The sequence below is a fragment of the Parabacteroides sp. AF18-52 genome, assembly GCF_003479145.1.
Classification (GTDB): domain Bacteria; phylum Bacteroidota; class Bacteroidia; order Bacteroidales; family Tannerellaceae; genus Parabacteroides; species Parabacteroides faecis.
Map to the genome: position 1 here is coordinate 779,789 of NZ_QUGR01000002.1, position 14,262 is coordinate 794,050.

The following is a 14,262-nucleotide window of genomic DNA, read 5'->3' on the forward strand; positions in this document are numbered from 1 at the left end:
ATTCTACATTAATAAAATGCCGGGTATATTCCGCATGCATCTTTCTTGCAACTGAACAGCTGGATGCCATCCGGGCAAGAAACTGTAAATGCCTCCCCAGGGAAGTATTCATTTCTAATCGCTGCGTTTTGGGGATACTGTCCTGTACGGAATAAACTCCGCAGGCCATTTGTATTTCCAACAATCCTTCGTCCCAGGAGTGTTGCGTATATTTACATAAAAAAGGGAAGAGTATTCTCCCGAACGCTCTTCCCCTATTTCGTTAACCATCAAATTTGTTAACTTTATGTACTCTTTAAATGGTAGTATTATTCTAAAGCCTTACCTGCAGCCATCGGCCAATACGGATTCTGATACATTACCGTAGTGTTTATATCTTCCGGGTTGGTAGCAGCAAGCTGCATATCCTGCAAACCGATCGGACTCAGATAAAAAGCTTTTCTCCAGGTCAATCCATCATAAAGCTGGTTGTTGATACTGGTCCTGCGCAGTGGACGCAGATACTTACTATCTTCCTTCCGGGAAACGTTTGCTTCGGTCGTACCGTCAGCAACAACTGCCGATACTTCCACTCCGTCTACTGTTTTTGTATACTTCAGATAAGCGGCATCCCAGAAGTTCACACCCTCAATGACATAAGGCTTCGTAAGCAGCTGATCCCAGGCACGCCACCGGATCAGATCGTCCCAACGCATGCCTTCGCCATTGAATTCGCAACGACGTTCGCGACGAATATTGTAAAGCGTTGCATCCACCAGCTGATCGCCGGAATAAACAGCCAGGTCGTTTTCATTACCCAGATTGGTTGCAGAGATGGTTTTCGAGAAATCTTCATCCACACCGGCACGACGGCGGATGGCCTTCCAATATCCCTGAGCTTTAGCATCGAGCGAACCGTTTTTCTCATAGCATGCTTCCATATAGTTCAGATAGGCTTCCGCAGCCCTGAAAATGACACAGCCGTTACTACCCAGCAATTCATCATTCTTATTCTGGTCGTAATCATAGGTATAAGCCTTGCGCGGACGGTATCCGGTGATATCCCGGTTTTGTTCGGCATCTGAAATGATACGGAAATTTGCCATATGTACTACGACACCCGTATCAGCTATAACAGGGTCTTTCGTATCACTGCGCTGCACGTCTTCTTCTCCCCAGACAAACAATTGCAGACGTTCGTCGCGGTCTTTTTTCTCCTGCGACACTGTGACATCTCCGTGATAGCCCGAACCGGCGGCATAAATGGGCAAGCCATTCTTCATCAGGAAAGTATTGACCAATGCACGAGTCATCCCGGTACGGTCGCCTACCTGCAAACGGGTAGGCACGCAATGGGAAATACTCAACCCTTTATTATACTGCTTCCATAGTAACACTTCGCTAATCCCTGACGCATCCGGCGTACTGAACATTTCGAAATAGGGATTCCAACCGTACACCTGTCCGTAAACAGGATTCATCACATGGGAATTATCTGTCAGCGTGGTCTGATCAGCAACTGCAGCTGCCGCCTCCATGGCCTGACTCAGGAAAAAGTCTATCTCGCCAGGTATATCGAACGATTTACCGCTGTTATAATCCATTTTAGCTCCCGGCCAGTTCGCATCGCCCGGTACGCGGCCCGTGCCCTGATGGTATTTTTCGAAGGTAGCCTCAAAAAGGGCGACTCTCGATTTCAGCAGCAGCGCTGTTTGTTTATTGATACGCTGGTTCATCTGAAATCCCTGATCCTTAAGACGGGAAATGGCTTCATCGAGGTCTTTCAGGATAAAGCGGGCCACTTCATTGCGGGGAGCTCGTTTGCTGTGTTCGATAAGCACGTCACTCTGGTCGGGCAACACCTCTTCCACGATCGGGAAATCACCATATTTGACAAGGGCCACGTAATAACTCAACGCACGAAAGAAATAGGCTTCCCCAATATAATGACGAAGCAGATCACTCGCTCCCTGGATAGTTCCGGCTTCTTCTTTAGGAAGCACCTGTTCGAACAGATAGTTCCATACACGGGCACGGGATAACAAACCTTGTGTGGTCTTACCAGCTGACACCTGCCAGTTTCCGGCAAAATAATTAAGGTTGCCTTCGTCTGCGAGCAGGTTATCGGTATTGGCATCATTACGTTGCACGCCGGAATTCCAGGCCGTTTGATGAAACATCTTGGTTCCGTTGGAATTTTCGAGTTGGGAATCGTAATAATTAAGCACGTAATTACCCACCTGATCCACTGTGGTGAAATAAGATTCCGGAGTTATCTGGCTGATCGGTGCACGTTCCAGAAAATCGTTACATGACGTCATTGTCAATCCGCCGATACCGACCAATGCGCCGACATATATATGTTTTAATTTTAGTCTCATATTCATCCAATGAATTAAAAGTTTACATTTAAACCGATTGAAATAGTTTTCTGCAAAGGATAGAGTTTACCGTCTCCCCAGTCGCTACCCAGCAATTCAGGATCGAATACACCGCTGATATCAGATAAAGTCAGCAAATTGTCACCGGAAACGTAAATACGAACCGATTCCATCCCTGCTTTTTGTGTCCATATTCTCGGTAGGGTATATCCGATCTGCATATTTTTTAAACGTATATAAGCTGCGTTTTGTAAATACCGGGTTTGAGTACGCTGGTTTTTGTCGGTATTGAAATAGGGTTTCGGATAGTAAGCTCCGGTGTTGGCTCCTAATGGGTCGCCTTCCGGACGCCAATAATCCATATGTTCGCTGAAGGCACAAGATTGCCATTGACCGCCTTGTGCACCCCAGAAATACGGACCGCCCAACATATAATCTCTTTTCATGATCCCTTGCAGGAAAATAGAGAAGTCGAGTCCGTTCCAGGCACCGTCCAATGTCAGACCGAAGTTATAGCGCGGCGTGTTATTTCCAATGATCTTCATATCACCATGATCGTCGAGCGTATAGGCTCCACTGTCTACACCGTCTTTACCATCCAAATTGGCATACATGATATCGCCCGGTCCCCAGCTTGTTCCCCAGTTAGGCGTACCGCCATTGGCAAGATGTTTGTCCATTTCTTCCTGGCTTTGTGCAATCCCGACCGTCTGGTATCCCCAGATATCCCCCAGAATCTGCCCTTTATAATAAGTACTCAAGGCCATTGTTTCATTCGGATACCGGAGTATCTTACGCAGGTTGTCGGATACCACCAGGCGAACCCCATAATCGAACTTCTGAATACGGTCTCTCCACGACATTTCGAGTTCCCATCCATACGACTTCATATCGCAGTTATTGATTTGCGGAGCATTGGCGCCCAAAACAGAAGGCAAAAGAGGAGCCGGCCCAATCATATCATATGTATAACGGTTGTAATAATCGAACGAACCGGTCAGACGGTTGTTGAACAATCCCCAGTCGAGACCGACATTCCATGATTCGATCGTTTCCCAGGTCATCAGGCTGCTAACGATGCCCGGAAGTCCGGCCACATTCTGCTGAGTGCCGTTTATCAACCAACTGGAAGAAGCCGTACCGGTCGGCATATTCTGATAGAACGGATACCAGGCATCGGTGCTGTCTGTATTATTATTACCGAGCTGTCCCCAGGATGCTCTTACCTTCAATGTTCCGACTACATCGTTCAAGGGTTCAAAAAATGCTTCACGAGCAATATTCCAACCAGCCGAAAAAGAAGGGAAAAGTCCCCAACGCTGATCACCGATAAAACGGGAAGAACCGTCGTAACGCAGGTTGGCTTCCAACATGTAACGATCGGCATAATTGTAGTTGATACGCCCGAAGAAACCGGCAATAGCACGTTCACGTGCCCAGGAACTTGCTTTCTTATTATCCTGCGTCAGACCGAGCGACGGAACATCCGGTGAGATCAGGTCCGTACCGAAACCTGTCAATCCGCTCGGACGGTAAAGTTCGGCATTAAAACCGGCCATTACTTTAAAGTTATGATTGCCCAGTGATTTGGTATAATCCGAATAGATATTGGTAGAGAAGTAGTCTTCATCCTCACGTGAATCCGATACTTCTGAATAACCGGCTGCACCACCGTTCCAGGAAAGAAGATACGGTTCATTTTTAGCATCGTAAGCATAAATAGGCAATACCGCCCAACTCTGTTTACGGTAGTAAGAACGCATGCTGCCTTCAGCAACGATACGCCAGTCCTTAATTGGTTCGAAAATAGCCTGCAACTGCTGGGTGTACCAGTTCTTCTGGCTGGTTTGTTTACCTCCGTCTTCCAGCTGGACTATTTCCATATCCCGCTGATAATGCCCGTTCGGATCGATAACCGGACAAGTCGGCCAGCGGCGGGCAATATTATGAAAGAACAGACCCGTCAGATAAGTCGGGCGATGATAATCTTCGCGCGTCCATTTGCCAGTGTAGTTTACAGTAACCCAGTCGGCCAGTTTTGCCGAGATCTTTGCATTCATTGTATAACGGTTGAACTTGTCGTCGCCATGCCTTAGTAAGCCGGTCTGGTCAAGGAAACTGCCACTGAGCATATAGGTCAGCTTGTCAGTACCACCACTCAGGCTAAGATTATGTTCCGTAGAAGGCACCCAGTCACGATAGAACTCTGAAAACCAATCCGTATTGGCAAAAGCGCCTCCATAGTTATTCCATTTACCATCAGATCCGGCAACAGTACCATAGTATTCCGGTTTGGTAGGGTCGGTGAACTTACCGTCCATATAATCCCTGATATTTTTCATGGCGTCGTCATTGAATATCGGATTTCCTCCCCCATTCGTATTTGCCCTATTCCAATATTGGGCAAATGAATAAGAATCAACCATCTCCGGTACCTGAACGGCATCGGAGAAACGTACGTTACCCGAATAATTCACCCGGGTCTTCCCGGATTTACCACTCTTAGTTGTGATAAGGATCACTCCGAACGAGGCACGTGCACCATAGATGGAAGACGAAGCCGCATCTTTCAATACACTGATATTCTCAATATCATTCGGATTGACGGTATTCATATCCCCTTCGATCCCGTCGACCAGCACCAACGGACTACCACTCGATCCCTGGCCAATCGTTCCTCCACCACGGATATTGATATTCAGCGCCCCATCGAGCATACCTCCGCTACTGCCTACCGACATATTCAAACCGGGAATAACACCTTGAAGTGCCTGCGATACATTCTGCACCGGGCGAGATTCAAGGACCTTAGAGTCTACCGTACTTACAGAACCTGTCAGATTCACTTTTTTCTGTGAACCATATCCCACAACTACCACTTCATCCAGCTGTTTCGAGTCTTCTTTCAGTTGAATCCGAAGCGAGGATTGTCCTGTATAAGTAATTTCCTCGGAAAGATAACCTACATACGAAACAACCAATATGCTACCCTTCTTCACTCCCGGCAAAGAAAAATTACCGTCCATATCGGTCACCGTACCATTCGTAGTTCCTTTCACCACTACCGTTGCTCCTACTACAGGCCCCATATCGTCCTCTACAACGCCTTTTACCGTCGAAGATTGCAGAGAAACCTGTACCACTATTTCCGGTTCCGCCACCGGGTTCCCGTTAGCACTCATTACCGGAGAAAAAGCCAGTAAAATGCCGGTGATAATGCCTGCTTGTTTTGGGATTTTCAGGAGCAAGGCATTATTCGCATTCGATAAACATAACAGTTTTTTCATGAATTTAATAATTAATTGTTCATTTATCAACATTTTAGATCTAAAAATATCTTCATAAGAAACTTTGATTTTTATGCATCCTGCCAGTAATAATTTTTTGCTCACTGAATCGACAATGACAAAAAACAACAAAGTTCTGCTGGAACTATATAATTCAATGGATATATACAGGCGATAGAGTAAGAATATTCAGTAACATTACACTTACAAAGCTCTACTTTGGCAACATTTCCCGGTCTTTATTAAATAATTTGCGAAAAGCTAGGTTAAAATTTGTTTGTATTATATTTGTTTATATATTTGCAACATCTTATTCATCCTAGTTCCAGCAGGACTATGTTATTTATACAGAAAATAACAATTCGTTTTATAAGAAAACAAACATCCTCCAAACATAAGAATACAAGCTGTTTTTGTTTATCCTTTGCAAGGATCTCCTTCATGAATTACCTATCTTTGTAAAGTACAAAAACAATAGCCTTATGAAAAAGAAATTAGTCGTACTGACCGGCGCCGGCATGAGTGCCGAAAGCGGTATTTCGACCTTTCGCGACTCCGATGGTCTTTGGGAAAAATACCGGGTGGAAGACGTTGCGACCCCCGAAGGCTTTGCCTCCAACCCCGAACTGGTCCTCAACTTCTATAACCAGAGACGCAGGGAATTGCTCAACACCAAGCCCAACGCGGGACATATCGGACTGGCTGAATTGGAAAAGAATTTCGATGTGCATATCATTACACAAAATATCGATAACCTGCATGAACAGGCAGGAAGTAGCGATGTGATCCATTTACACGGCGAACTGATGAAGGCCTGTTCCGTACGGGACCTGAACACGACGTACGACCTTTCTCCGGAAAATCCGGATATCCATATCGGCGATAAAGATCCTCACGGCATACAGCTCCGCCCTTTCATTGTCTGGTTCGGTGAAGCGGTCCCGATGATCGACCCCGCAATCCGTATGGTCGAGTCGTGCGATATCTTTGTCGTAATAGGAACCTCCCTCAACGTCTACCCGGCTGCCGGATTACTGAATTACGTACGCCGCAGCCAACCCATCTACCTGATAGACCCGAAAGAGGTAAAAACCTACCGCAACGATATCCGCTTTATCCAGAAAGGAGCATCCGAAGGAGTGAAAGAATTAACGAACATACTATTACAGAGTAAATAACACCTATATAAAAAGTATAGGTGGTTTAAAACAAAATAAGGGACTTTCGTTAGAGAAAGTCCCTTATTTTGTTTTAAAAAGATATATCTTTTATTTTCAATCCTCAATAATCAGGCGAAGCCCTACATTATTAACACGCTGCCAGGGCAGATAAACACGGCGCGCAGTGGCTGTGGCATCTTTCGGACGATCTACCCATGAACCGCCACGGGCTACCACCTGACGAGGGTTGGCTGCCGCCTGGGCTTTCTCGCTGTAAGGATAAGGAGCATACAACGAACGGGTCCATTCCTGCAGATTTCCATGCATATTGATCAGTCCGAACGGGTTCGGCTTATAACTATATTCGTCGGTCGGGATCATCATTCCATCATTGACCGTTTCAACCTTCGGCATGTAATTGTAATACGGGAACCAGGGATTATCCTTCTCCATCGGCTGCGGATCGATACCTGTTACTGCCATCTTTTCCAACTGGACATCGGCCAGGTTTTCATAAGGACCGAAATTCGCATCCATCGCACCATACCAGAACGGCTGGTCGCTACCGCCACGGCAAGCCCACTCCCATTGTACTTCAGTCGGAAGCGTCACCTTCAATCCGGTCTTTTCCGAAAGCATCTCACAATATTTCATCGCCTCTTCGTAGCTGACACGGATAACCGGCTGGTTCGGCTTATTCGCTGGATAACCGGGAGTCGTATGATCTTTCCAATGCTGTGCATAAATACGGCTGTCGTGATCAGGAACCAAAGCATTATACTGTGCGTTCGTCAACTCTTTTTCTGTCATCCAGAAACCTTGTTTTACTTCTGCCTTGAATTCAGGAGCCTGGTCCGGATAACCGTTATTCGTACCCATCACGAACTTACCGGCAGGAACACGAACGAAAGCGATCTTGACACCGTCGGCCACTTCGATCTCTTTTCTAAGTCCCTTTTCCTTTGACAACATCGCCTGAATATCTTCCGCCGTTAACGGCCAGCCTTTCATCTTCACCTCTTTATGTTTTACAGGAGTTACCTTTTCCGGCATTTCCGGACGGATTTCGCCTTTACCTTTCAGATAAGAGGCATAATCGGCCAACTCTTTACGCCAGTCCACACCTGCATTATTCGCATATTTATCAGCCAGTTCGATACGGCGTTCATATTGGTCATACCCATTCAGCGGATCGGCGTCGAACTCACCGCGTCCCGAAGCATTCATATCGATCCACATCACCAGATGATCCCACTCACTGTCGGTCAGTTTCACATTATAATGACCCCGTTCCAACATACGGACGATCTCACTGGTAGATGCATGATATTCATACGGACTCATGACATACATATCCGCTTCCGGTCCCTGACGGTTCACATAAGGATGAAATGCCAGGTAGCTCTTCTGGAAATAACGCGTACCGCTCCAGTCGGTAATACCTACGGAAGTCGTATCTTTAAAATTCGGGTGTCCGGCTTTACTACCGTCATGGCAGGCCACACAAGCCCGGTCGAGTATCGGCTGTACCTCATACTTAAAGGCATAAGAGCGAACCCCGCCGTCGGCAATCGTCAGTTCGTGAGGTTTACGGGTAGAAGCCAGCACCCTCTTCGGCACAGGTATCGTGTTCTGGTCTTCATGGCAACCGACACACGAAACCACTTCGCCCGGCATACCCGTCAGCCAGCTACGCATCCACTGTACGGCACGCCCCTGTGCATCGAGCGGTTGAAGGGATACCGGCGTGTTAGCCGGAATCTTGAAAATAGCAGAACCGTCTTCTTCCACCGGAACAGTTCCCAGCAGGCGTTTGATATCCCAGCCAGCCTGAATACCATGATTATAATGGTCGGACAAGGTCCGGCGATAAGCATATTCATAGGCATAGACACGGAACGATTTGATCTCTCCGCGCGGTACGCCTCTCAATCCTTCCCCTTCATAAATATCCTGGATAAACACTGTCGCTTCCTTTTCATTCGGTTTGATACGGTCAGGGATAGCCGGAGGAACCGGTGTACTCTTTACCGGAACGGAATAGATCATACCGGCTTCATCCGCATTGGCTACCAATGTCAGGTTATCGTAAATATCCACCAGATAAACACCCCAACGGCTATACGGAGACAGCTTGGCTGTTACGAGGAATGTCTCGTCGGTCAGCGGATACGGTTTGATGAACTGAGGCCATACACCGTTCACCAACTCATCCTTTATTTCAGGGATGATCGGACGACCGCGGAAAGGCAATTCCTGGATCATACCCTTTTCTTCTTTACGGCTCTTTGCCGGGTCAAAGATCATCAAACGGCCGGAACGTGCCACGCCGTGATGCCCGGAGATAACACCGACAAAACGGTTGGTACGTTTCGGTAACGGCTGCACGTCGAAAATACTGTTCGGAAACATGGAACCGCTGCCATACAACGACTTTTGTTCCGTTCCGTCCGGATTCATATGCATGACTATGCGGGAGAAGTAGTGCGTCAGGTCGGTATATTCCCAACGTACATACATTACTTTTCCGTTTGCCATTACTACCGGATGCCAGTTCGCATCCTGGTCGAATGTCAGGCGGCGCAGGTAGCCGTTACTGGGGTCATACAAAACCATATTACCCACCGCATCACTGCCATTTACACAAGGAACGCCCTGATAACCGATATTGGAAATCGCCAGCATGCGTCCGTCAGGCAGATAAGTTCCGTCAAAGAACTCCAGATCCGGTTCAGGTATATTGGTTACCTGTCTAGCGTCTCCCCCATCGATATTCAGTTCATGAACCTGCCATCTCCGTACCGTATCCAAAGCGGTAAACATCAACCGCTTCCCGTCCCAGTTCAATACCAGGTCGGTGACAGAGGAGCCGTCTACAGCCGGTTTATAAAGTGTCTTTTCACTGAGATCACCGCTTTTCAGACCGGATAACTCAACCAGTTGGGCCTTGAAGTTCTTACGGCTTGCAGAGCTCAGGTTCGACCAGTTATTCGGCTGGATACCCAAACTGCCCGCACCTACGAAATTAGCCCTTTCTCCCAGGTCGAACTTAACCGTCAACATTTTGTCGACATTCACATCCGGGCTCATCAGCATCAGTTTACGTTTCAGCGTCAATGCCTTGTTTGCCTTATCGACTGCCTGGGGATCACCGGTATAAATACCGTCAAATCCTCCGGCAAGCAACGATTTCAGTTCACCGAAACGTTTATCTGCCAATGCGGCATCAAAGCCGGAGTTTTTCTTCATGATACCCAACGCTTCCTGAATCGCTTCCGGCTTCATCCATTCCAGTTCTGCCTGTATCTCCAGGACAGAAAGCAAACGGGCAGCCAAACTCTTATACGCTTCCATCTGTTTGGATGGGGTCGACTGGGCAGCAGCTTTATCCAGTTCCGCCTGAAAATAAGAGTCGTTTTTCAGCTCTTTCATCATGGCAACCAGTCCTTTTTGCGTCCTGTCCAGTTGTTCGGAGGTAACCTCCTCTTTCGTCTCACAACTGGGTTGTGCGGATAGTATCCCTCCGCTTAACAGGCAGAAGGCCATACATCCTGTAATCAATAATTTTTTCCACATAGATGATTATTTTTTGGTGACAAATTCGTCCATCGCTTTCCCGTCCATATACTCTTCATCCTGCGAAGTATACAGGCCATCCATCACGTAATTTGCCTGTGGGAATGCAGCCAGTATCTTACGGATGAGCGTTGCTTTACCGGATCTGTATAGGGGGGCATTGGTGTTCCACAGTTGACCATGGATATCTTTTTCCGGAGCGGAAATAAGAATATCTCTGATATCCATTTGTTTCAGGCGATTCAAATCGTCATCCAGGCCGGCTTCATTATTCAACAGCAGCGACAGGGCCGGTGCCAAAGTAAAATTCGGACGGTTCACTTCTCCCACCAGTTTCTGAAGCCCTTCTATCGTATCAGGTGTACGGGAAACAGATTGTCTCAACAATAAACGGATATTTCTCTTCGCCGCATAGTCGGATAATACCTGGAAAGATTCTTTCAGTGAGGCATAGAACTGTTCCATCGTATAATTGTTCTCGATGGTCCGCTGGGTAGATATCAGCAATTCGTCAGCCCCCAGTATTTCCATCTTATCGATAACACCTTTCATAATCTCCATACTTTTCTGATAGAAAGGAGGATCATTATTTACGATCCTCAAATCAGGATAGAGGTTCAAACCGGAAGTCAGATCGACTGTCATTTTCAGTTTTTGCCGTCCCAGCCAACCGGCTTCCTGCCTCAAAGCTTCTTTTTCCTTATTATGCAGATAGCGCCAGTCGATCACGACGCGGTCATAATGCTCGAAGAACGTCGGACGTGAAAGGATCTCTTCCTTCACATCCCGGATATTACGCAGCACAAGTGCCCGTCCGGTTGTATTCGGGACCGGGGTACTTTCCGGCATGACTTTCACATCCGCCTCATTATCCAGGCGGACACGGAAAATACGGACATTTCCACCGGCTATCGTATGGGAGGTATTTTTACCAACCGATGTATTCAACATTACTTTCGGAGTATAACCCACCGCTTTCATTTCCGAACAGTCAGTCGGCAATTCCTTGATGGAAACGATCTTTCCCGTCTTTGCCCTGATCGAGAAATCTTTCGGCTCCCAATATTCATTGGAGATCAGGACGGTATATTCACCGCTTCCCCTGGAACAAGTCACAAGGCTCAATTCCGGATTGGTCTCAAACAGTTGCATAGAAGCAAAAATATCTTCCATCAATGCTTTTGTATGATTCAGTATGGGATAAGGTTTGTCCAACGGCTTTTCTTCCATCACCTTTACGGGTAATTCACATTGCGGTTGCTCCGTAACTCCATAAGGAGAAGCAAGGACCGTCACTTTCCCCTTCCCGGCATTCAGTTCGACAGCAGCCGGAAGTTCATTACTTTTTTGCAATACGGTAGCAGATGCAGGATAGACCAACTCCGCCAGCGTATAAGGTGCGCGTTCCTTCAACGACTGTCCTTTATAAGTTACCGGGGCAGTACATACCACGGTCTTTTCTCCGGTACGGATACCGGCTATTCCATCCGGCATATTCTTCAAAGAACCGGCCGTAATGACCAGATGCCCGCCTTCATTCACATAAGCATTCAGCTTATCATTAATTTCTTTGCCCGGACGTAGCTCATCCGCAATGACCAATACCGGATACTGTTTCAACACCCAGAGGGGAGCATCACTCATCAGGCAGTCGGCAATATCTCCGTAAGGGTTCGGAGCGATAAACCCTCTTTCATCTTTATAATAAGAGGCATCCTGATAGCCCGGATATAAAATATCGAGCATACCGTCGGTCAGATAATCCGGTAATTCGTACGGTAAATTGCCCCATACCTTATAAGCCTGTCCCGAGTATAAATGACGCGGGAATGACCAGCCGGAAAAGAAATCGGTCATCAACGCCACCGGTGTGTACATTATACCCGGATCACCGTGTTTATCTATCCATTTAACAGCACTCTGCTGTATTTTACCGATCGGGCTGAGCTGCTTATCGTCGATCCGCATAGAGCCTTCAAAACCAACAGCCACGCAATCATACATCAGATGGGTATAGATCAGTCGTTTCAGCAATCCGAGCGAAGTACCCTTCAACGGACCTCCGCTACCGTAGTCTTCATCAATATTAGTCGCATTCGAATCGTATGTCTTATATCCCCAACGGTTCCATACGGAAGCATTTCCGAACCAGTTAACACCATATTGCTTACCGGCGCCACGGATAAAAGAATAATAGATCTGTGAATTGGGTAACCCCTGGGCTGTCTCGGCTCCGATCAGCGTATATACTCCTTCCTTCAGGAAATAATGCCCGAAATTCAGAGAAACCAGCGTGGCCATTTTATTCCCCAACTGGTCGCCCATTTCCTGGAAATGACGTTGGAAATTAAAGTATTGTTGTCGACGGTCTGCCCCTAAAGGATACATCCGGGGAGCAAAGCTACCGACATAACGACCGTCCTGTTCACCGTTATCCATACCCAGCCAACGATCCCCTAGTTCCGTTTCAAAAAGATTCAGTACGCCGTCAGGAATAACGAACTGGGTCCAGTATCCGCCCGGACCGGAGCCGGGAATATATCCCCAAAGGTCAAACAGATAAAGATTCCTTTTCTTTATCTCGGCAACGACCTCTTTCAAGTTATCCTGAAAAACCAGAGGATAGGAAACCCAGAGGATATCTCCGAGCTTATCTTTAACCACCCATTGATCGAGTTTTTGTTTATAATCCCCGGAAAGGTCACGAAGGGCTATAAACTGAATTTTGTTATTAAAAAAAGAGGCATCCGGCGATTTCACATGATGACGCAGGTAATCGGGATGATGAGACGGGATCATTTGATAAGGATACAGCTTGATACTATTCTGTGCAAGCGGTCGGTCAGGATACAGTAATCCCAACAAAACAATAAGTATAAGAATCTTTTTCATAAGTATTTATTATTGTTGTTGCGTTAACAAGCCGACAACTGATAAGCCGATCATTTCTTATCGCAACAAAGATGCGTTTATATTTTGAGATTATGTTACTTTTCGTTCATAAAAAAGTTAATAATCTACGAAATAGAATCTATTTATACCCGAATGATAACAAATTACTTCAATTCGATCAGTCCAGAGAAGCCGGTAAATACTCTTTCAAAACCAGCCGGAGTTGTGCCAATGCCTTTTTCTGATACAATTTAACGGCATTCACGGAAACACCCATTTCTTCCGAAATCTCTGCATAGCTCAGATTTTTATATCGGCTAAGTTCAAAAACCCTTTTATATTGAGGAGGCAATTCTTTCACAGCTTTACCAACCCGTTCTATCAGTTCTTTGGAGAGAACATAATCGAGAGGGGATTCATCCAACGAGAACAATGTATTCCTTTCTGCTATATTGTCATCCAATTCTATATATTCAGGTTGATTTCGTCTGAGATACGACAGGCATGCATTATGAACCGCCCGAACCAAATAAGCCCTTATAGAGGTCGTAATAACCAATGTTTCCCGGTTTTCCCATAGCCAGCGAAATACATCTCCGACAATTTCTTCTACGATATGCTTTTCTGTGATATAAGAACGTGCCTCGTAACAAAGAAAAACATAGTACTTTTTGAATAGACATTCAAAAGTTTTATGGTTTCCTTGTTGTAACTTCACTAATTCATCACGAGTATCCATCATAACACATTAAAGACATTACCACAAACTACCCGTATCAATTTAAATTTCAGCACAATATCTATTACATGAAGTTTTATTAAAAACTATAGATGACTAGAAAAAACGGTCGTTTTTTTTAGTCACTATTTTTCAAGAAAATCATTTGATTTTTCTACCCTCTGGTGAATGGTATCTCGCACATTATTAGTATTTTTAGAGGTCTGAATCAATTTTGTGAAGTCAATATAAAAAATGACTAAATAAAA

The 14,262-nt window shown here is 46.0% G+C and carries 6 protein-coding genes; 1 reads left to right on the forward strand and 5 read right to left on the reverse strand.

What is annotated here, in order from left to right; translation table 11 throughout:
- Positions 1–308 precede the first annotated feature (308 nt).
- The gene (locus tag DWX23_RS06630) at positions 309–2,360 is read right to left on the reverse strand and encodes a RagB/SusD family nutrient uptake outer membrane protein (RefSeq protein ID WP_183668189.1); all 2,052 of its coding nucleotides are present in this window, start codon (positions 2,358–2,360) and stop codon (positions 309–311) included.
- A 14-nt stretch (positions 2,361–2,374) separates the two neighbouring features.
- The gene (locus DWX23_RS06635) at positions 2,375–5,647 is read right to left on the reverse strand and encodes a TonB-dependent receptor (RefSeq protein ID WP_122373876.1); all 3,273 of its coding nucleotides are present in this window, start codon (positions 5,645–5,647) and stop codon (positions 2,375–2,377) included.
- Positions 5,648–6,129: 482 nt separating this feature from the next.
- Here DWX23_RS06635 and DWX23_RS06640 point away from each other — a divergent pair, with 482 nt between their 5' ends.
- Positions 6,130–6,825 (forward strand): NAD-dependent deacylase, encoded by a 696-nt coding sequence (locus DWX23_RS06640; protein WP_122373877.1) that lies wholly within the window; start codon positions 6,130–6,132, stop codon positions 6,823–6,825.
- 96 nt (positions 6,826–6,921) lie between these two features.
- On the opposite strand, the gene DWX23_RS06645 is transcribed toward DWX23_RS06640, so the two are convergent.
- From DWX23_RS06645 to DWX23_RS06655, 3 genes are all read right to left on the reverse strand, one after another.
- The gene (locus tag DWX23_RS06645) at positions 6,922–10,383 is read right to left on the reverse strand and encodes an SUMF1/EgtB/PvdO family nonheme iron enzyme (RefSeq protein WP_122373878.1); all 3,462 of its coding nucleotides are present in this window, start codon (positions 10,381–10,383) and stop codon (positions 6,922–6,924) included.
- Between the two features lie 6 nt (positions 10,384–10,389).
- Complete coding sequence (locus tag DWX23_RS06650; RefSeq protein ID WP_122373879.1) at positions 10,390–13,275, reverse strand: hypothetical protein; 2,886 nt, start codon at positions 13,273–13,275, stop codon at positions 10,390–10,392.
- 178 nt (positions 13,276–13,453) lie between these two features.
- A complete protein-coding gene (locus tag DWX23_RS06655) occupies positions 13,454–14,017 on the reverse strand; it encodes an RNA polymerase sigma-70 factor (RefSeq protein ID WP_122373880.1) in 564 nt (187 codons plus the stop codon).
- Between the last annotated feature and the right edge of the window lie 245 nt (positions 14,018–14,262).

What these genes read in the sequence shown, in the direction of transcription:
- DWX23_RS06630 (WP_183668189.1), bottom strand. Translation starts at nt 2,360, where the DNA reads ATGAGACTAAAATTAAAACATATATATGTCGGCGCATTGGTCGGTATC.
- DWX23_RS06635 (WP_122373876.1), bottom strand. Translation starts at nt 5,647, where the DNA reads ATGAAAAAACTGTTATGTTTATCGAATGCGAATAATGCCTTGCTCCTG.
- DWX23_RS06640 (WP_122373877.1), top strand. Translation starts at nt 6,130, where the DNA reads ATGAAAAAGAAATTAGTCGTACTGACCGGCGCCGGCATGAGTGCCGAA.
- DWX23_RS06645 (WP_122373878.1), bottom strand. Translation starts at nt 10,383, where the DNA reads ATGTGGAAAAAATTATTGATTACAGGATGTATGGCCTTCTGCCTGTTA.
- DWX23_RS06650 (WP_122373879.1), bottom strand. Translation starts at nt 13,275, where the DNA reads ATGAAAAAGATTCTTATACTTATTGTTTTGTTGGGATTACTGTATCCT.
- DWX23_RS06655 (WP_122373880.1), bottom strand. Translation starts at nt 14,017, where the DNA reads ATGATGGATACTCGTGATGAATTAGTGAAGTTACAACAAGGAAACCAT.